The sequence below is a fragment of the Schaalia vaccimaxillae DSM 15804 genome, from assembly GCF_000420425.1.
Classification (GTDB): Bacteria; Actinomycetota; Actinomycetes; order Actinomycetales; family Actinomycetaceae; genus Pauljensenia; species Pauljensenia vaccimaxillae.
The window spans coordinates 95,287-113,534 of the sequence record NZ_ATUX01000010.1 but is presented as its reverse complement, the minus strand read 5'-3'; the positions used below and the strand labels follow the sequence as shown (position 1 = coordinate 113,534).

Genomic DNA, 18,248 nt, shown 5'->3' with positions numbered 1-18,248 from the left:
CAGAATCAGGGGCTTGGCGAAACTTGGGCGTCCCTCGCGAGACTTTTGGGCGTCCCTCGCGGGGACTGTGGGACTACGACTGAGGTAGCGTCTCGCCAACAGAGGCATCGCTCAACCCAAAGAACTCCTGGGCCCATGGATAAACCCATGTGAAAAGCGCAGCCACTATCAGCGCAATCAGGATGAGTGCCTCAATGACCTTCAGCCACGTGGGTCCGGGAAGGTGGCGGAAAATCCATGCGTACATGTGTGGTTCCTCGTCCTCAGCTATCGGTGGGCTCGTCAAGCAATTCAGCAGGAAGACCCGTGCTCTTGGGGGTCCACGACTCAAACTTTAAGTGGACAATGTAGCGTTCATAGTTTCCGTATTCAGGATTACAGGTCGTCATCGTCATCATCCGTTCGGTGGGCGCCTGCGAAAAACTCAGATCCCCGATCACCGGCGCAATCACGCGGATATTCTCCGGGTCGTATGCTGACACGATCTCATGAGAGTCGTAGGTGTAGACAATGTAAGAGTCTGCGACCTCGACAACCACCTTCGAACCTTCGCCCAACTTATCGATCTGCCGGAAATTATTTCCGTAAGTGCGTCGGTGGCCGGCAACCGAGAAATTACCGACCTGGCCAGGCTGGGCGGTGTCGTTGTAGTGACCGGCCCACCCCTGGTCCAAAACGTACGAGGTCGTGCCCTGAGCAAGAGGAGTCTTCATCCAGTCCCAGGAAGGAATATGTAAGAGACCGTAAACCTCACCATCTGCCGGCTGGGTTGCCAACTCTGGGGGCGCATCGGTGCGCACCTCGCCTAAACGATCATTAACGGCAGGAGCATGTTCCTCGGCAAAAGTCTGGATAGTGTGCTTGACCTGATCCTGGACCTGATAGGTGGTCCAGTACAGCTGCCAAACCGAGAACAAACCAACAACGATCGCCGCGGTAATGAGGAGTTCTCCAATCACCCCAACGATGCTTGAGAAAACTGAGCGTGCACGCCTACGAGGGCGTGAATGCGCGCCGACGTGCTCACCCATCGTTATTCACCACCTGTGCGTATTGGAACGTCATATCCTGCTGGGCAGGAGGGAGATTCAAGGAATCTTTCAACTCCATGCGCCATCCCAGACCATAAAGTGTCACATAGGTCCGGTAATTGACGATACGCGGATTAGCGGCGACTGTCTCTTCCAAAGTCTGTGGATCGCCAATCGCTTCAATCACATATGGCGGCGAAAAGGAGGTGCCGTCAACCAGGATGACATTGCCGATACATCGGATCACCGTCCGGCTGGTCACGCGGACCCCCTGCACCGTCATGGCTTCGGCCCCGCCGTCCCACAGAGCATTCATCACGTCCTCGATGTCCTGCTGGTGGATGACCAAGTCATTGGGGGACGCACCCTCGGGAATAACGTCGGTCGGAGCATCCGTCAATGTGATGACTACTCCCGGGCCAGACACGGGTCGAGTAGATAAGGCTGGGACGGTCTTAAGCACTTCGATAGGGGTGGATGAGGCGTAGCTATCAACCTGATTCTTGAGTTGCGCCGTTTGCCGAGACAGGTCGTCGACCTCGTTCTGGCGTTGCTGAACTAAGGTCACCAGATCAACATCGGCGCGTGCCCGGCTATCGCGGTTAACCTGGGAGGAAATAGAAAAGAGCAATCCGGAAGCGACCGTGACAACAACAATCGAGAATCCTTTTCGCAACCATCTTCGGATCGCACGCCTCGGCTTTGCTGAAAGCTTGTCGGAAGCATGTAGTGACGAGCGTTTAGGAGGCTCAAAGGAGGGCGGCATGGTGTCAGCAGAATATTCGTCAGCCATGTTTGCCTCTCCCTTCGTGTCTTGGGTTTGCTGGAGTCGGGTCCGAGACTAGGCTATGGGACGTGCCGTCTGATCGGTACACCTGCGGGACGAGTGTTCCGCTGTATGCCCGCAGGAAAGTGTGCCCCGCAGGAAGAGGACGCAACGTGCCAGAGTCTAAGAAGCGTAAGAAGAACGGCAAGGAGGTCTCGGAAGATACCGAGATCCAAATGTGGACCGATGGGATCCCTTTGAGCCCCCGTTGGTGGGCTCCAGCATTCGTATCATTGCTGATCCTGGGCCTGCTATGGCTGATGGTCTACTACATCTCGTCGGGCATGTATCCCATTCCAGGAATCTCCTGGTGGAACCTGGTGATCGGCCTGGGCATCATGATGTCTGGATTCCTCATGACCCTCAGGTGGCGTTGAGGCATCCGCTTTGTGCAGCACTTTCAGGCACTAGCCTGCTCTAGACGCCGCACAACCAGAAACGCATAACTTTCCAGCCCCGACTGCGCGCAACATTTGCTGTGCACAGCCGGGGCTGACTGTATTCACACATGTGGATGACCCTGTGGATAATTACATCAATGTGATTCAGATGCGACCAAGGCAAATATATAAAGTTTTAAGAAACCGTAGAACTCGAAAAGCTGCGCTCAAACTCCACACCGAAGCATCAAAAGAAGAACGGCCAGCATCCCGAAAGATACTGGCCGTTAGAAGTTCCCGATCTCGCTCAGTAAAGAACCTCAAAAATCACGCGATAAATCAATGCAATCGCAGCCACCATGCCCACCGACATCGCGACCGCAGCCAATACCGACTGCCGACCCTGCTTCTTCGCCGTCACTCCGGCACGAGGGCGCCCAACCTTGACCAAGACCCACGTCACCACAGCACCGGTGATCATGCCGCCAACATGAGCCTGCCAGGAAATATTCGAACCAATGAACCCATAGACCAGGTTAATTCCCAGCAGCACAAGAATGGTGCGGGTATCGGCGCCCACCAACTTTTGCAAAATGAAGATCGACGCAAAAAGGCCAAAGACAGCGCCCGAAGCACCAACCGTGCCGTAGCTCAACGACTCCGGCTGAATCAAACCCCACGCCAGAACCGCGGCAGACCCACCCACCGCGGACAGCGCATAAAGTACGCCAAATCGCCAATGACCCAACACCTGCTCAATCGAGCGTCCCACAGAGAACAAAGCCAACATATTGAACATGATGTGGAACGTGCCCGAGTGTAAGAACGCCGTCGATAAGAAGCGCCACGGCTGAGTCAGGCCCAACCCCGGAGTAAAAAGCATCGCCCGATAAGCCGAGTCAGACACAAAACCAACAATGAACAACGCAACGCACGCAATGATGATCCCGTAGGTAACAGGCGAATCCCCCAGGTTCATACCTGCGACGGTTCGGCCTCGTCCTCGTAAAGGACCCGAACGCCTAAAACCGCGCTGCGTCGACGACGCACAATCCACGCACACGTTACGCACCTCTGTGGGCACGATGCATTCAATACACATCGGACGATTGCAACGCTTGCAGTAATCCACCGAACGCACCCCCGGATGGCGGGTGCAATCGGGGGCAGCATTCGGGTTCGACCGATACTGCCCGTAGGTCGGCATGCTCATGGAGTGTCCTTCCAGGCTCTTGCGGGCTCGGGTTCAAGCATCCCACGCCCAACGCAAGCCGTGCAGCACGAGCGGCAAAGCGGGGGCGAGGCCACCCGGCCCCGCCCCCGTCCTCGTCAGAGAGAAAATCAGTCGGTAATCTCGATGGACTCGATGACAACGTCGCTAACCGGACGATCATTTGCGCCGGTCGCCGTGGTAGCGATGGCGTCAACGACGTCCTTGGAAGCTTGGTCGACAACCTTGCCGAAGATCGTGTGCGCGCCAAACAGCCACTGGGTCGGGGCGACTGTGATGAAGAACTGGGAGCCGTTGGTGCCCTTACCCATGCGCTTACCAGCGTTAGCCATGGCCAGCAGGTAGGGCTCATCGAAGGTCAGCTCAGGGTGGATCTCATCATTGAACTGGTAGCCGGGGCCGCCGGTGCCGGTGCCCAACGGGTCACCACCTTGGATCATGAAACCGGAGATCACGCGGTGGAAGATGGTGCCGTCATATAGGGGACGAGAGGTCTTCTGGCCGGTGGTCGGGTCAGTCCACTCGCGCTCGCCCTTAGCCAAGGTCACGAAGTTATTGACCGTGTTGGGAGCGTGGTTGGGGAAAAGTTCAACGGTGATGTCACCCATGGAGGTGTGAAAAATTGCGTTCATGCCCCCATCGTCCCAGAAAACCCGCGTTCTGACATCCGAGACCACGGGTCATTCCACATCTGTGGGCTGCAGATCACACCATTTCGTTGCACAATTGGAGTGATCGGCGCATTCGCGCTACGAACCGACCAGATCCGGAGACATCATGGCCAACAAGCCGAATTTCGACGCTGACAAGCTGCGCAGCGAAGCACAGCAGCTCCTCGACACCGCGGCCGTTTACGCTGGTCGCGCAGCCGTTAAGGCCACTGAACTGGCTGAACAGGGTGTGGATTGGGCCGCTCCTCGCACCCAGGCCGCCCTCGCGAACGCCATTGAGCGCGCAACGCCAGTCCTAGAAAATGCCGCTGACCGCGCGCAGGCCGCCGCTGACCGCGCACGCCCCGCTATCGAAAAGGCTCGTTCCGAGGTCGTGGACGACTACCTCCCGCGCGTCAACCGCGCTGTGGCCGAGGGCTCGGCTGCACTCACGTCAAAGAAGGGTTCGCTTTCTGAGCGCGCTAGAAAGGCATCGGAGGTTTCCGTGACAGCGCTGACAACACCTACCAAGAAGCCCAAGCACCACCGCTTCCTGCGCGCCATCGGATGGACAGCTCTGGTTGGCACCGTCGCCGGCACCGGCTATGTCCTGTGGAAGCGTTCCCAGCCAATCGAAGATCCGTGGGCCGAAGAATACTGGGCCGACCTCGAAACCGATTCTTTCGTTCCCGCCGTTGAGCCCGAGGCCATCGAGGATGAGGTCGCGGACAAGGTTGACGAGGTCGTCGCTGACGTTGAAGAGGCTGTCGAGGACGACAAAAAGGCCTGAACTCTGAACTCTGAACTCTGAACTCTGAGAGGCTTACCACAGCTTTTGTGGCGGCGCTGAGTTCCCCTCGAGTTTCTCACGACCCTGGTGCCCTGAGCGCTCGGTTGACATCGAGCACTCGGGGCACCGTTGTACGTCCAAGCCCACCCCGTTGTGCGTCGAAACCCACCGTTATTCGTTGATGCCTGTCCGTAGACGAACCGGCATCGATGTATAAGCCTGGACTTCGGTGCAGAAGGGTGGATCTCGATGAGCCAATGGGCCGCTCGCCCCAAACGTGGTGGGCCGGTGGCGGAAAGGCCTCGTCAGCTTTCGAACCGATTCGCGCAAACGAACCGGTAAGCCTGCGCGACGAGTACATTGACGCAATGTTTGGCCGGTGGCGGCAGGGCCTGGTCGGGCTTCGAGGCAATTCGGTGAGCGGGCGGGACGCACCGGCCAAACACCCAACTTGGGCGTCCCTCGCGAGACTTATGGGCGTCCCTCGCGCGAATGGGCGAGGCGAAACAGGCCGAGGCTAGCGCGCGTCGAGTGCCAGCAGGGTTCGCAGCGTGCGCACAACGCCGTTCTCGTTATTGCTCGGCGCCACATAGGCACAGGCTTCAACCACGTCACTATGAGCGTTCGCCATCGCAAAGGACATATCGGCCTCGGCAAGCATCGCCAAATCGTTGTGGAAATCACCAAAAGCCACAGTTTGCGCGCGAGTCACACCAAGCTTTTCTTGCAGGGCCCGCACCGAACACCCTTTATCTACCCCGCGCATTTGTAGATCAGCCCAGAATTCGCCGGACACCGCGTACTGGTGAGTATCCGCGAAGTGAGCCAGCGTTGCCTCGGCCAAGCGGCCAACCGGATCCAAGCAGTACACGGCGAGTTTGACAATGTCATCGTCCAATTCGCCTGCTTCGATGCGTTCCAACACTCCATGCTGATCTTCCACACGCTGGGTGCGGTGGTAGTACGGCAGGACTCCGTTGACAAAAAGATCATCGGTGCGTTCAACGTACGCCGACTGCTTGCCACACATCACCAGGCCACCGTTAATTCCCGAAGCGACGGCTTCGCGCACCAAATCGATTGCCCGATGCAGGGACTCGTGATCCATAGGCGAGGACGACACCTCTTGCCCGTCTCGCATCACGATCGCGCCGTTTTCTCCCATGACGGTCATACCGCTTCGACCAGGGAACATGTCCAGAAGGGTCCACGCTTGGCGTCCGGAGGCCGGAGCGAACACGATGCCTCGTTCGTCAAGTTCATCGAGCAGATCCCACAATCCTTCAGGGAATTGCTTATTGTCATCAAGCAGGGTGCCATCCATATCAACTGCGACCAGTCGAATGTCAGCACCAACGGGAAGTTCAGATGCGGGAGTGGGAGCCACTGAGTTCGGGGATGCTGTGTCAGTCATGTTCCGATTGTCTCGCATCCATCGCCACTGCGGCGACGTTGCCCACGCGCACTAGCCCACTCAAACTTGCTAGCGTCAGCCATATGGAAGCCCAATCTGAGCCAACAATCCACGATGCCCGCATGTGGGCACAGATAAGCCTGCGAGCCTTCGCCGCCGCTACGAACTGTCTGATCCCGGGGCGGCGCTTCGTCCTCGTCAACAACGATTCCATATCGCCAACGGACCCGCGCCCTCGCGCCCTCGTTGATCTTTTGTCAGGGTTTGGCGCTCACGTCGAATGGACTGAGCTTGCCGCACCCTTGCCACTTTCGTCGTCCTCGAGTACGTCGGCTTCCACGCAGGCGGTGGTGTACGTGAGCGAGGACGGCGCCGATCATTCGGAGCTTCAAACTCTGTCGGTGGCGCATCATGGTGCGGTCTTGGTTGACACGCCTTTGGGCGGTCGCCCGGTGGTGGTGTATTCGCCCAATCTTGAACCAATGTCGCCCCCGCACGCGGCGTCAAACAAGCCGGATTATGGGGTTCGTCGTATCGAGTGGGCGCGTTCTCGCATGCCGGTGACACGCAAGATGGTGGATGACTTGGCAGCAGATGGCCTGATCCAAGGCCGCAAGATTGGCGTTTCCTTGGTGTTGGAACCGAAGACCGCGGCGCTAGCGCAGATGCTGCACGAGGCCGGGGCAAAGGTGTCGGTGTTTGGGCATGCGGACGAAACTCGCGACGATGTGGCTGCGGCGTTGCGTGCGGGCGGCGTCGACGTATTTGCTGACTCGAGTGCGGATGCTCTGCGCGAAGAGGAGCTGGCTCGCGGCTTTTTAGGGTCGGGGGTGGAGTTCCTGCTTGATGATGGGTCGCATCTAATCCGCATGGCTCACGATCCGAGTCGTGCACCTGGGGCGTTGGACATGATTGCTGGTGCGGGTGAAGAAACAACGTCCGGGGTGCGCCCATTGCGCGGCTTCGATCTGCGGTTCCCTGTGTTGTCAGCCAATGATGCGCGTTCGAAGACGCTTTTCGACAATGCGTATGCGACGGGGCAGTCGTGTTTGCTGACGATTTTGGACCTATTGGATCCTACCGGAGCCGGCGTGCCTCTTGAGGGCGAGTCGGTGGTTGTCATTGGCTATGGCGATGTGGGCAAGGGTTTTGCGCGTTTTACCAGGGCGTGCGGCGCCAAGGTGACGGTGGTCGAGTTGGATCCGGTGCGCGAGCTGCAGGCTCTGATGGACGGCTATAGGACGGCCTCCTTGGAGAATGCGGTCACTACCGCTGTCATGGTGGTTTCGGCCACCGGTGAGCCCTCGACTATCCCTGTGTCCGCAATGGAACGCATGCGACCGGGCACCGTCTTGGCGGTCGCCGGCGGTGTCACGGGTGAAATTGAGTTGGACGAGGCCGAGGCCGCTGGCTGGGTGATGTCCGATGCGCCTGGTCTGCGCGCGGTGCAGTTACTTTCACGAGGATGCGAATCGGTGGGCGGGCAGGACGAACACGTGGACGCAAGTTTGGCCGGTGGCGGCAGGGCATGGTCGGGCTTCGAACCGATTCGCGCAGGCGAATCGGCAAGCGAGCGGGCCACCACCGGCCAAACGCCCAACTTGGGCGTCCCTCGGCGAAGTTTTGGGCGTCCCTCGGCGAAGTTTTGGGCGTCCCTCGCGGGAGAGGGGGAAGGACAAGAGCGAGGACATGAGCCAAGGCTGGTTGTGCTGGATCGGGGAGGCTGCATTAACTGCACCGCCGGCGAAGGCAACCCCATTGAAATCATGGACATTAGCTTCGGCGTCCAGCTCGCCTGCCTGCGCGAACTGCTGACCCGCGTCCACGACCTCGAGCCCGGGCTCCATCAACTACCCAAGACAGCCGACGACCTCGTCGCCAAACGAGCCCTTGAAGCCCTACGCTGACCCCAACGCCGACACTGCAAGGAAGTACCACATGACTGCCGACGTCCAAGTCTGGTCCGCAGGACTCGTCATCCCGATCACCGCGCCCTCCGTCATGGACGGAGCCGTGGCCGTGCGCGATGGACGCATCGAACACGTTGGCGCCCGCGACTGGGTGATCTCCACCCTCGAACACCGGGGCTTAAGTTTCACGGAACGCCACTTTGACGGCGTCCTCATGCCCGGCCTCGTCAATGCACATACCCACCTGCAGTACACGGGAATGGCACAGGTCGGCACAGGTTCTTACACGGGATTCCCTGACTGGGCCAAAGCCTTCGACGCCATCTACGACAACACAACCTTAGATTGGGGCGGCGACGCTGCCGCAGGCGCTCAAGCACTCCTGCAAGCAGGCACGACGTCCGCCGCCGACGTCGTCACCGACCCTGAAGCAGCATCCGCCCTGCACGACGCTGGCCTACACGGCATCGCCTACTGGGAGGTCATGGGCTGGAAGAACGAGGACTGGCGCGAACGAGGCCTCGAAACCGTCAACGCCGCCCTCGATTCCATGCCGACTCCGCCCGCGATCGGCGTCTCTCCGCACGCCCCCTACTCTTTGGATGCGGACCCACTGCTCGACTTGCCTGATTTGGCGCGCCGACGGGGCCTGCGCTTGCACATTCACTTGGGGGAATCCCATTCGGAAGCCGAGTGGGCTGAGTCGCGTACCGGCGAGCTCGCTGACCTGTGGAGAACCCCAGATTCGCCCTCCTTTACTGCCATGCGTGCTCGCGGCGGTGGCTTTTCTGCCACCCAATTCGTCGACCAGCTAGGAGTTCTTGGACCCGACTGCCATATTGCCCACGGTGTCTACATGACGGCCGATGATCGGCGTCGCCTGCGGGCGCGTGGCACCGCTGTGGCACTGTGTCCACGGTCGAACCGCGTTATCGGTTTGGATGCTCCGCCGGTTGCCGCCTACCTCAATGAGGGCAACATGATTGCGGTGGGCACAGACTCCCTGTCATCCTCGCCGTCCTTGGATGTGCTCGAGGACGTGGCTGTCTTGTTTGATCTGGCTCGCAAGCAGGGGTATCAGTCCTCTGACCTGGGGCGTCGCCTCCTGCAAGCCGCAACCCTGGGTGGGGCCTGGGCGATGGGTTTGGCGACGGGCCCAGATCGTATTGGCCAGCTTCAGGCGGGAGCCGTGGCCGACATGACGGTGGTGGATGTGCCGGTGTCTGACATCGTGGGCACCATCGACGACGTGGTGCGCCATGGAGCCGGACACCAGGTGGAAACCGTGGTAGCAGGCCAGATTAGGTGGAGCGCGGCAGACTGAGGAACCACTTAAAGACACTTTTTCGTATGGTGGTGGCATGAGTATTGCCGATCAGCTCGTCACCGACCTCAGCCTCGAGCCCCACCCCGAGGGCGGGTGGTTCCGCCGCACGTGGACTGCCCCCAAGCAGGTGATGACCGAGGGCGGGCCCCGAGCAACCGCGTCAGGCATCCTCTTCCTATTGGATGAGGACATGGAGGCGCGTTGGCACGTCGTGCGTTCGGACGAATTGTGGTTGTGGCATGGTCCGGGTGCCCTAGAGATTCACTTAGGTGGCGAGGGCGAGGAACCGAGTGCGCAGCCGCGAGTGGTTGTGCTCAACAGCCCGGCGGACAGCCTTGACGATCAAGAGTCTGCGACCGGCCTCGTACCATCCGAAACTTCGAATCCGGTGCAATTGCTCGTCCCCGCTGACACTTGGCAGCGTACTTTTGCCCGCGGCGCCCACGCCCTCGCAACGTGTGTTGTCTCACCTGAGTTCACCTACGATGATTGGAAATTGGCGGAAAACCGCTAATTCTTTCAAGTTACGAAATTCCGGGTGTCGAAATCGTCATCTCGGGTTCGATCCAGCCTCTATAGGGTGAAACCGTTCGCACAACGCGTAAACCCGCATGCACGAACCACTTTTGACCGGCAACACCCCCGGAGGCATCTGATGAGCCGTTCCTTCCGTCCCTTCGCCGCTGTGGCAGCCATCGCTGCCACCCTGACCCTGGGCGCCTGCTCGGGCTCGTCCTCGTCGGACACTGTAGAGTCCACTGCCAACTCCACCCAGTCCGCTGCGGCCGGAGCCCTCGAAACCGTCACCGAAGGCAAACTAACCTTCGCAACCTCTGAGCCGGCCTACTCGCCGTGGATCCTCGACAACGACCCCACCTCAGGTGAAGGCTACGAGTCCGCCGTCGCCTACGCCGTCGCAGAAAAGCTCGGCTACGGAGCCGAAGACGTCGTGTGGGTTCGCGCAACATTTGACTCCTCCATCGCCCCCGGCGCCAAGGACTGGGACCTGAACATGCAGCAGTTCTCTATCACCGAGGACCGCAAGAAGGCTGTTGACTTCTCCAGCCCCTACTACACCACTTCGCAGGCCATCATCGCCTCCCCCGATTCACCGGCCGTGGGCGCCAAGTCCATCGCCGATCTCAAGGACGTGCTCGTTGGTGTCCAGACAGGCACCACATCTCAGCAGTTCGTCTCCTCGCACCTGGCTGATGGCCTGAGCAAGGCCCCCCAGTTCTACAACTCCTCCGATGACACCGTCGCTGCCCTGAAGTCGGGCCAGGTGGACGCCATCGTCGTCGATCTGCCCACCGCGTTCAACATGATCGCCACCCAGATCGACAACGGCGTGATCGTCGGCCAGTTCGCCGACGCAACCGACGGCGACACCTACGGGATCGTCCTACCCAAGGGTTCGTCTTTGACCCCCGCAGTGACCGAGGCTGTTGATGCGCTTGCCGCAGACGGCACCCTCGCTGAGCTGCAGGCCAAGTGGCTGACCATCACCGATGGTCAGGAAATCCCAGTCCTCGACTGACTTTCCTCGACGCCCGGGATCGTCCTCATCAAGAGGATGTACGAGGGCGGGGCACCTGCCCAACGCAGCCCCGCCCTCGTCCCGGCCCGACGAATAGGACACTGACTTGTCGCAACCCGTCATCACCAACGACGACCCTATGGCCGAACTTCCCGTCTCTGACGTGGAGCTCGGCCGTCGTGCATTCCGGCGCCAGAAAGCCACACGATCCGTCCTCGTGTCGATTCTGTCGACCCTCATCTTCGCCGTTGTCATTTGGTTCGTCATCACGAACTCGCCCGGCTGGCAAACCACTCAAGAAACCTTCTTCAACCCCGAGCACTTCGTCGCGGCCCTGCCCGAGGTCGCCAAAGGCCTCTGGCTCAATATCCGAATCCTGTTCGTCGCCGTCATTGGCGTGGCAATCTTTGCCACCCTTTTGGCTGCGGCGCGCACCCTGGGCGGCCCCATCTTCTTTCCCATCCGTTTTCTCGCGGCCGCATACACGGATATTTTCCGAGGCATCCCCTTCCTGGTGGTCCTCTATCTGATCGGTTTCGGTGTGCCCGCGCTCAACCCGACGACGCGCATTCCCGCAGCGTTCCTCGGCACCATCGCACTGGTCTTGACGTATACCTCGTACGTTGCTGAAGTCATCCGAGCGGGACTGGAATCGATCCACCCCTCGCAACGCTACGCGGCGAGATCCTTGGGGCTGACCCACGGCCAGACTCTGCGCCACATCATCGTCCCGCAAGCGATCCGTAAGGTGACGCCCGCTCTGATGAATGACTTTATCTCCATGCAAAAGGACGTGGGTCTGATTTCGGTGCTGGGCGCTGTGGACGCGATTCGTTCCGCGCAGATCTACCAGGCGACAACCTACAACTTCACGCCCTACGTGGTGGCGGGCGTCCTCTTCATCGTCATGTCATTCCCCTTCATACGCCTGTCTGACTGGTACACAGCCAAGCTACGTAAGCGCGAACAGATGGGAGGCACCGTCTGATGTGTGCTGATACCCCGGTTTTTTCAGCCCAACGCGTCGTTAAGCGCTTTGGTGACAACGTGGTTCTTCGCGGCCTCGACCTGGATGTGGACGCCCACGAAGTCGTTGTTCTACTCGGTGCTTCCGGCTCTGGTAAATCGACGCTGTTACGCTGTGCGAACCTCCTTGAACGCGTCGATGACGGGCAGATTTTCCTGTCCGGCCAAGACATTACTGACCCTTCAGTCAATGCCGACAAAATCCGCGCCCGCATTGGAGTGGTCTTCCAGCATTTCAACCTATTCCCCCACCTGTCGGTGTTGGACAATGTGACGCTTGCGGCTCGCAAAGTTCACGGGTGGGATGCGGCGAAAGCCGATGCTCGCGGGCATGAGCTGCTCACCCGTATCGGTTTGGATTCCAAGGCATCCGAGTTCCCAGATCGTCTCTCCGGCGGCCAGCAGCAACGCGTTGCCATTGTGCGTGCCCTGGCTACGAATCCTGAACTACTGCTCCTTGACGAGATTACGTCTGCGCTGGACCCCGTTTTGGTGGGTGAGGTGTTGGACTTGGTCGGTGAAATTAAGGACGCCGGTTCGACGATCCTCATGGCGACCCACGAGATTGGTTTTGCCCGCCAAGCTGCCGATCGAGTGGTGTTCTTGGAGCGCGGCAAGATCGTTGAACAGGGCCCGCCTAGCCAGGTCATTGATAATCCTCAGATGCCTGCGACTCAGGAGTTCCTACGCCGAATTCTTCGGTGATCGCTTCGTATTGTTGGCCGCATGATGTAGCGAGGCCCGCTCTTTCCGGTGGTACCGGCTTGAGCGGGCCTCGTTTCATGTCTGAACAGCAACGGTGAACCACGGTGCTGGAACTTCGTTGGTAACACCGCTGCTCTCTATAGCTTCGCCGTCGGTTGACGTTTCAGCTGATCAGCGGGAGCCCTCGGTAATAATCAAAGTGAAGGTGACCGCCTGGCCTTCGGGATCAGTCAGCGTGACTGTGGTGCCTTCGGTGACGGCCAGCGGGCTGATCCCGGGGTTGGTCACCATCGAGCCGTCGTCCGTGCCGGCGACGAATTCTGCGACCGAGGCGTCCTCGATCGTCGCGCTCCACTTTGTCACGTCTGAGTCTTCAGGGACGTTAAGAACGAGGTGGCGTTCAGACGGCAGAGTCACGGTGGCGCCGTCAAGGGTTGTCGGGTCTTTGATAATGGGGCCAAGAGCCTGTGCGTCCATCGAACTACCAGCTTCAGATTGAGCCGCACCTGATTCACCAGCCGTGTCATTACGCACCGCATCGTTGGAGCTGCAGCCCACCAGAGCAGTTGCGGCCAGGCCAAGGGCGAACAGAGACATACAAATTTTACGCTTGTTCATGCTGATCATGGTATGCCTGCAAGATCGACATGCCCAAGCAGGCAACAGGCGCCAAAGAGTTTTGGGCGTCCTTCGCGGGAGTTTTGGGCGTCTAGGTCTAAGAAGATAACTTGCAGCAAACACAATGAGTTCATGGTGCGCACATGTTCACTCTGCGTTCGGTCCCCCTACCCGAACAACCTCGGGCACACAATAGAAACCGGAGGGCAAACCTGCTTGCGCCCTCGTCAATGGAAGGCTTGATCATGACACACCTCGGACACAACAACCTCACTACCCCCGAACCGACGCCGATCTCGAACCCCACCATCGACGTACAGATGGCGCATCGATCGATCCGCGCGTACACAGAAGAGAAACTCACCTCCGACGAGGTGACCACGCTACTTGAAGTCGCACGGCACACGGCGTCGTCCTCGTTCCTGCAGCAGATGACCACACTGCACATCACCGACCCCGCCATCCGTGAAGAGTTCTTCAAAGCGTCTGGCCAGCCCTATGTTGGTGGCGACCTAGGTGACCTTTTCGTGTTCATCGTTGACCTATACCGCAACGCAAAAATCCGTGAAGAAGCGGGCATCGGTAACGAAGCACTGTCCTCAACAAATCTCTTTTTGATCGGCTGCCAAGACGTGCTCCTAGGCGCGCAGAATATGGTGGTTGCCGCCGAATCCATGGGCCTGGGTACCGTCTACCTGGGTTCAATCAACGCTGATCCTGAGCGCATTATCAAGGCCCTCGAACTACCGAAGTACACGTTCCCGCTGCTGGGTCTGTTGGTGGGCCATCCCGCGCAGGAGCCACAATTCAAGCCGCGCCTGCCGCTGGGAATTGTGTCAGGCGAAAACACCTACCCCAAAGTTGAGTCGTATTCGCAGCTCATCGCCGACTACGACCAGGTCATCACCCGCTACTACGACCTGCGTGACGGCGGCGCTCGGTACGAGACTTTCACAAACCTCGTGCGCACAACGATTGGCAAGGGCGGCGCCCACGTGTCCCCGATGCTGCGCATCCTCAACGACCAGGGGCTGTGCTTGTCCTAACAGGGCGCAGAGCTGGGGCACGCTTCGCGCATCGAGCGAGCCACCCTTCTGGCAATAATGACCGCACTCCCCTGGTCGCAATCCTGCGTCAGCTCCTGCCCTCTCCTGATCGCCATTCTGCGTGGGCGCCCCCCTGCCTGGCCGCCGCCCGTACGCAGCTGAGCTGCGCATAGGGCGGGATCGACCTCGTACCATGAAGAGGTGTTGATGGAAACGGGCAGAGACAAAGGCTTTAGAACCTACGTATTTATCGAGCGCTTCGGCAGGAATGTCGCAGCACTGCACCCTTTCCCCGAGCACAACATCGGTCTTGTGCGCGACGCCTTGGCCGACGCGGGAATACCGATTTCTATTGTCGGCCCGGACGCGCCCGCAATCGGCGAGGGCCTGTATTTCCAAGAAACTGATTTTGAGGATGATGTCCTGGGTGTTCTGGCGGATTCTCTGACTCTTCGTGGCATCGGCGCTTACGCGTACGCACTGCTCGAGGACGATTTTGGCGGTGATTCCAGCCTGGCGCTGTTCACCCGCGTTGGTGAGGTGTTTCCTCGCGAGGGCGCACGCATCGTCATGACGCACATGTGGATCCGGCGCCGCCCGGACGGCGACCAACAAGCTGTGTCATGGGTATTTGGGGCGCCCAATGACCTGGTCGAAGCGAATACCCTTCTGTCACGTCGTTTCAATACCGAGCCTGTCAACGGGCCAACCGGAATGGCAGCGATCGAGATCCCACACCCCGAGTTTGCGGCCGGCGTAATCGAGGCACCTCAGTTACTTGATGAAATCTTCCAGATCCTGGGAGCAGCTGGGTTTGAGGGACCCACTTTCTGTTCCAACGGTGCCGATACGCCCGACAGTGGCACCGGCGCGCCCTAGGATGAGGTCGGCCGCGCCCGAAGACGAGCCTTGTGTGCGCGAGGATGCGGCCGGTGTGCCCGAGGACCGAGAAGCCTCGTCGGAGTAGTCCCTCGTTGAGCTCCGAAACCCACCGTTATACGGTGACGCCGGTTCGTCCTCGAACCTCCAACGGCGCATAACGATGGATCTCGATGCAGGGGCTTTCAGCGCTTAAACTTGTGCGTCCCTCGCGGGAGTTATGGGCGTCCCTCGCGGGGAGGGACGGGGCCAGAGACGGGACAACGTCAGCGGATTGACTCCATGACGCGCACACCATCAAGCAACGGCATGTATGGCAACGGGTCTACACCCATCTCAAGCACATAGTTGGTGAGCTGATCGCGCACAACCTTCTTGAGCGTCTGCACATCCCACGGCTTAGCGATGTAGTAGTCCAGGCCGGCCTGGTTAACCGCGCGAATCGTGTCATCCTGATCCGCCTGGCCCGTCACCAAAACTGTACGAACCCCCGCGAAGCGTTCATCCTTGCGCAGCTCCACCAGGAAGTCCACACCGGACTTTCCGGGCAGCCGGTGATCCGACAGGACGAGAGCCAGATCCTCACCCTCACCGTGAATCTCATCCAGAACCGCCCACGCATCGTCCACGTCCTCAGCGGTCTCAAGGCGGATCTTGGTCCAGAACTCTTCGAGATCACGCTCAAGTGCATCGCGGACATCGGCCTCGTCTTCCAGAGACAGGATTGTCAGGGTCATGATCCCTCCTGGGTGGTGGTTGGTTGAACTATTGATTCGTCTGAAACTGCTGGTAGTGAAACTCGCACCAGGGTACGGCCGGGAACGGAGTCAATCTCTAGCGTGCCACCATGACCGTCAACAATCTGGCGAACGATCGACATTCCCATACCCAAACCAAAACGCACACGACCCGCTTTGGTCGTGAAATGCGGTTCGAAAATCTTTTCCAAAAGGGCTTCGGGGATCCCCGGGCCATTGTCGCCAATCGTGACAACAACCCGGTCATCAACACCGCGAACCTTGATGAAAATCTGAGGCTCGAACCCCTCTTGCAGTCGCGGATTGGCGTCGCCACCACCGTTTTGGTCGCCATCAGGGTCACCATTTTCGGTCGCGTCGGCACGCTCGTCCTCGATGGCCTCTGCGGCGTTAACCAGTAGGTTCGTCCACACCTGCTGCAATTTGGCCGGATGCGCCATGACCACAGGCACGTCCTCGTAATCGCACTCGACCTCGATACCGCGCAAACGGTGGTTCGTCAGCCGTAGCACATCATCCACGCCTTCGCGCACGTCCACTGCTTTGAAGTCTTCTGCGTCGGGGCGCGCATACCCTTTCAGCGACTGGGTGAGTTCAATGACCCTACTGCCGGCGGCAAGAACCGAACGCAAGGATGATCCAACGCGCGCGCCCGACTCAATGGACTCAAGTTCTTTATCCCCTGCACCAACAAGACGTGCAGCAGCCTCGGCATCCTCGATACCAGCACGCACAAGGCGCCTGGCCATCTGCCGATCCTCGCCCACAATGGGCAGAATCTCTTTAATGATTGCCCGTTCCACAGCGGTGGACTGAGGGGCTGCCGTCAACGCCCGCCGCATGGAATCGCGTGCGGCCCCAGTTTGAGGGGTTGCGGACAACAGCCGATCCACATCTTCACTCATATGTTCAGCAGCTCGAATGAGCGCCGTCACCGGATTATTAAGCTCGTGAGCAATGCCGGCCGACAATTCACCCAACATGGCGAATCGCGCGCGCTCAACCAGCTCAGCCCGCGTGGCTTTCAGATCCTGCAAAGCCTTATTGAGGTTCTCCTTCTGAAGTTCCAGATCCTCAGCGAGCATCGCATTTTCCAGATGCAGGTCCTCAGCGCGCATCAGCCTGCGCGTCAGCGACCGGATTGCCAAAGCCGTCAGAGGCGACGCGATTTCAGGTTCTTCCACGAGGACGATCTGAAGCTGCTCAGTGGTCAGGCGCACCAAGGTGGTCTCAGAGGTAGTCACACCCGTAAAGAACGCGTTTTCTCCGCGCGCCAAAGATACGAGGCCAATGAGGGGCCCCGAGCTAGCATGGTGAGCCAAGACTTCACCGCGCATAGAATCGCGATGCAAGCTCACTTCCCCTTCCAACACCAGGTGAACCGCGCCCACAGGCTCATCCTGGGTGACCAACACCGTCCCCGGCGGCACAACAATGCGAGGCCTGGGACCAAGCACCCGCTCAACCCCATCAAGCAGTTCCAAAACGACACTGCGTTCAGAAACTCCCAGCCCCTCTAACAGGGGGCCTTGAACCGCCGACTCGGGAGGCTCCCCAATCAGCGCAACAATTTGATCACGCGTACGGCCCTCGCCCACCAGGTGGCGCACCATCGTCGAATAACACTGACCGATTAGGAGCGGCACCGTCCACGGCACCGTCGTCACCGACGCCAACCGATCCGACGCGGTACCTCTCTCAAGGTCATCGTGGACCTCTTGATCAGTGACAACCACCCACCTGGTGTACTCAAGGATCGGCATTGACTCGGTGTGCTCAATAAGCTCATCGATGTCAGAAATCTCGCTGGTGGCAACCGCCAGCACAACGTGATCAGCCGGCCCCAGTGATTCGTTGTATTCACGCAGGCGATGGGCCCCAGAAATGTGGTCGAGGCACAGGTTAGGGAAAGCGACGGCCATGTCCTGCGTGAGGGCGTGGGCGATGTCCCTCGAATCATCACCGACGACGAGGACGTGCACGTGCAAGCCGGGGCGGTGGCCTCCCCTTCTCACATCGGTGCGTGACCAGAGTTCATCATCACGATGTTCGAAGGCATGAGTCCACCGCGACGCGATCCGTGGGATCGGCCGCGTGCGCTCGCCCTCGTCAATCGTCAT

Annotated in this window: 19 protein-coding genes; 10 read left to right on the top strand and 9 right to left on the bottom strand. The window is 59.4% G+C overall.

From position 1 onward, the window contains the following. Positions 1–73 precede the first annotated feature (73 nt). Genes G439_RS12650 through G439_RS0109315 form a run of 3 tightly spaced genes read right to left on the bottom strand, consistent with a single transcriptional unit; the run spans position 74 to position 1,824 of the window. A complete protein-coding gene (locus tag G439_RS12650) occupies positions 74–247 on the bottom strand; it encodes a hypothetical protein (RefSeq protein ID WP_022868916.1) in 174 nt (57 codons plus the stop codon). A 16-nt stretch (positions 248–263) separates the two neighbouring features. Next, the gene (locus G439_RS0109320) at positions 264–1,031 is read right to left on the bottom strand and encodes a class E sortase (protein ID WP_022868915.1); all 768 of its coding nucleotides are present in this window, start codon (positions 1,029–1,031) and stop codon (positions 264–266) included. Continuing rightward, positions 1,024–1,824 carry a DUF881 domain-containing protein gene (locus tag G439_RS0109315; RefSeq protein ID WP_022868914.1) on the bottom strand — a complete coding sequence of 267 codons (801 nt, stop codon included), beginning with the start codon at positions 1,822–1,824 and terminating at the stop codon, positions 1,024–1,026. Before G439_RS0109315 ends, G439_RS0109320 begins: the two co-directional genes overlap by 8 nt. Positions 1,825–1,970: 146 nt before the next feature. Here G439_RS0109315 and G439_RS0109310 point away from each other — a divergent pair, with 146 nt between their 5' ends. After that, positions 1,971–2,234 carry a cell division protein CrgA gene (locus tag G439_RS0109310; protein ID WP_022868913.1) on the top strand — a complete coding sequence of 88 codons (264 nt, stop codon included), beginning with the start codon at positions 1,971–1,973 and terminating at the stop codon, positions 2,232–2,234. A 310-nt stretch (positions 2,235–2,544) separates the two neighbouring features. On the opposite strand, the gene G439_RS0109305 is transcribed toward G439_RS0109310, so the two are convergent. After that, entirely contained in the window at positions 2,545–3,450 is a 906-nt protein-coding gene (locus G439_RS0109305; protein ID WP_026459584.1) for a rhomboid family intramembrane serine protease, read from the bottom strand. Between the two features lie 128 nt (positions 3,451–3,578). Then, positions 3,579–4,100: a peptidylprolyl isomerase gene (locus G439_RS0109300; RefSeq protein WP_026459583.1), complete on the bottom strand. Its 522-nt coding sequence runs from the start codon at positions 4,098–4,100 to the stop codon at positions 3,579–3,581. Between the two features lie 145 nt (positions 4,101–4,245). Here G439_RS0109300 and G439_RS11815 point away from each other — a divergent pair, with 145 nt between their 5' ends. Continuing rightward, positions 4,246–4,908: a hypothetical protein gene (locus G439_RS11815; RefSeq protein ID WP_022868911.1), complete on the top strand. Its 663-nt coding sequence runs from the start codon at positions 4,246–4,248 to the stop codon at positions 4,906–4,908. Between the two features lie 517 nt (positions 4,909–5,425). On the opposite strand, the gene G439_RS0109285 is transcribed toward G439_RS11815, so the two are convergent. Then, positions 5,426–6,322: an HAD hydrolase family protein gene (locus tag G439_RS0109285; protein WP_022868909.1), complete on the bottom strand. Its 897-nt coding sequence runs from the start codon at positions 6,320–6,322 to the stop codon at positions 5,426–5,428. A gap of 83 nt (positions 6,323–6,405) precedes the next feature. Between G439_RS0109285 and G439_RS11810 the strand changes: the two genes are divergently transcribed. From G439_RS11810 to G439_RS0109255, 6 genes are all read left to right on the top strand, one after another. Further along, positions 6,406–8,229, top strand: coding sequence for an adenosylhomocysteinase (locus G439_RS11810; RefSeq protein ID WP_243442573.1), 1,824 nt, complete (start codon positions 6,406–6,408; stop codon positions 8,227–8,229). Positions 8,230–8,260: 31 nt separating this feature from the next. Continuing rightward, positions 8,261–9,556 (top strand): amidohydrolase family protein, encoded by a 1,296-nt coding sequence (locus tag G439_RS0109275; protein WP_022868907.1) that lies wholly within the window; start codon positions 8,261–8,263, stop codon positions 9,554–9,556. A 37-nt stretch (positions 9,557–9,593) separates the two neighbouring features. Beyond that, positions 9,594–10,073, top strand: coding sequence for a cupin domain-containing protein (locus G439_RS0109270; protein WP_022868906.1), 480 nt, complete (start codon positions 9,594–9,596; stop codon positions 10,071–10,073). A 141-nt stretch (positions 10,074–10,214) separates the two neighbouring features. Next, positions 10,215–11,096: an ABC transporter substrate-binding protein gene (locus tag G439_RS0109265; RefSeq protein WP_022868905.1), complete on the top strand. Its 882-nt coding sequence runs from the start codon at positions 10,215–10,217 to the stop codon at positions 11,094–11,096. A gap of 139 nt (positions 11,097–11,235) precedes the next feature. Continuing rightward, a complete protein-coding gene (locus tag G439_RS0109260) occupies positions 11,236–12,084 on the top strand; it encodes an ABC transporter permease subunit (RefSeq protein ID WP_022868904.1) in 849 nt (282 codons plus the stop codon). Next, entirely contained in the window at positions 12,084–12,827 is a 744-nt protein-coding gene (locus G439_RS0109255) for an amino acid ABC transporter ATP-binding protein (protein WP_022868903.1), read from the top strand. The genes G439_RS0109260 and G439_RS0109255 overlap by 1 nt, the downstream gene beginning before the upstream one ends. A 171-nt stretch (positions 12,828–12,998) precedes the next feature. On the opposite strand, the gene G439_RS0109250 is transcribed toward G439_RS0109255, so the two are convergent. After that, on the bottom strand, positions 12,999–13,445 hold the full coding sequence (locus G439_RS0109250) for a hypothetical protein (protein ID WP_131333613.1): 447 nt from the start codon (positions 13,443–13,445) through the stop codon (positions 12,999–13,001). 293 nt (positions 13,446–13,738) lie between these two features. Between G439_RS0109250 and G439_RS0109245 the strand changes: the two genes are divergently transcribed. Continuing rightward, positions 13,739–14,491, top strand: a complete 753-nt coding sequence (locus G439_RS0109245; protein ID WP_026459579.1) for an NADPH-dependent oxidoreductase — start codon at positions 13,739–13,741, stop codon at positions 14,489–14,491. Positions 14,492–14,698: 207 nt separating this feature from the next. Further along, the gene (locus tag G439_RS11805; protein ID WP_022868900.1) at positions 14,699–15,370 is read left to right on the top strand and encodes a hypothetical protein; all 672 of its coding nucleotides are present in this window, start codon (positions 14,699–14,701) and stop codon (positions 15,368–15,370) included. A 266-nt stretch (positions 15,371–15,636) separates the two neighbouring features. On the opposite strand, the gene G439_RS0109235 is transcribed toward G439_RS11805, so the two are convergent. After that, complete coding sequence (locus tag G439_RS0109235; protein ID WP_022868899.1) at positions 15,637–16,107, bottom strand: response regulator; 471 nt, start codon at positions 16,105–16,107, stop codon at positions 15,637–15,639. Then, complete coding sequence (locus G439_RS11800) at positions 16,104–18,248, bottom strand: ATP-binding protein (RefSeq protein WP_022868898.1); 2,145 nt, start codon at positions 18,246–18,248, stop codon at positions 16,104–16,106. The genes G439_RS0109235 and G439_RS11800 overlap by 4 nt, the downstream gene beginning before the upstream one ends.

Excerpts from the sequence above, each read along its gene's own strand:
- G439_RS12650 (WP_022868916.1), bottom strand. The coding sequence starts at position 247 with ATGTACGCATGGATTTTCCGCCACCTTCCCGGACCCACGTGGCTGAAG.
- G439_RS0109320 (WP_022868915.1), bottom strand. The coding sequence starts at position 1,031 with ATGGGTGAGCACGTCGGCGCGCATTCACGCCCTCGTAGGCGTGCACGC.
- G439_RS0109315 (WP_022868914.1), bottom strand. The coding sequence starts at position 1,824 with ATGGCTGACGAATATTCTGCTGACACCATGCCGCCCTCCTTTGAGCCT.
- G439_RS0109305 (WP_026459584.1), bottom strand. The coding sequence starts at position 3,450 with ATGAGCATGCCGACCTACGGGCAGTATCGGTCGAACCCGAATGCTGCC.
- G439_RS0109300 (WP_026459583.1), bottom strand. The coding sequence starts at position 4,100 with ATGAACGCAATTTTTCACACCTCCATGGGTGACATCACCGTTGAACTT.
- G439_RS11815 (WP_022868911.1), top strand. The coding sequence starts at position 4,246 with ATGGCCAACAAGCCGAATTTCGACGCTGACAAGCTGCGCAGCGAAGCA.
- G439_RS0109285 (WP_022868909.1), bottom strand. The coding sequence starts at position 6,322 with ATGACTGACACAGCATCCCCGAACTCAGTGGCTCCCACTCCCGCATCT.
- G439_RS11810 (WP_243442573.1), top strand. The coding sequence starts at position 6,406 with ATGGAAGCCCAATCTGAGCCAACAATCCACGATGCCCGCATGTGGGCA.
- G439_RS0109275 (WP_022868907.1), top strand. The coding sequence starts at position 8,261 with ATGACTGCCGACGTCCAAGTCTGGTCCGCAGGACTCGTCATCCCGATC.
- G439_RS0109270 (WP_022868906.1), top strand. The coding sequence starts at position 9,594 with ATGAGTATTGCCGATCAGCTCGTCACCGACCTCAGCCTCGAGCCCCAC.
- G439_RS0109265 (WP_022868905.1), top strand. The coding sequence starts at position 10,215 with ATGAGCCGTTCCTTCCGTCCCTTCGCCGCTGTGGCAGCCATCGCTGCC.
- G439_RS0109260 (WP_022868904.1), top strand. The coding sequence starts at position 11,236 with ATGGCCGAACTTCCCGTCTCTGACGTGGAGCTCGGCCGTCGTGCATTC.
- G439_RS0109255 (WP_022868903.1), top strand. The coding sequence starts at position 12,084 with ATGTGTGCTGATACCCCGGTTTTTTCAGCCCAACGCGTCGTTAAGCGC.
- G439_RS0109250 (WP_131333613.1), bottom strand. The coding sequence starts at position 13,445 with ATGAACAAGCGTAAAATTTGTATGTCTCTGTTCGCCCTTGGCCTGGCC.
- G439_RS11805 (WP_022868900.1), top strand. The coding sequence starts at position 14,699 with ATGGAAACGGGCAGAGACAAAGGCTTTAGAACCTACGTATTTATCGAG.
- G439_RS0109235 (WP_022868899.1), bottom strand. The coding sequence starts at position 16,107 with ATGACCCTGACAATCCTGTCTCTGGAAGACGAGGCCGATGTCCGCGAT.
- G439_RS11800 (WP_022868898.1), bottom strand. The coding sequence starts at position 18,248 with ATGACGATTGACGAGGGCGAGCGCACGCGGCCGATCCCACGGATCGCG.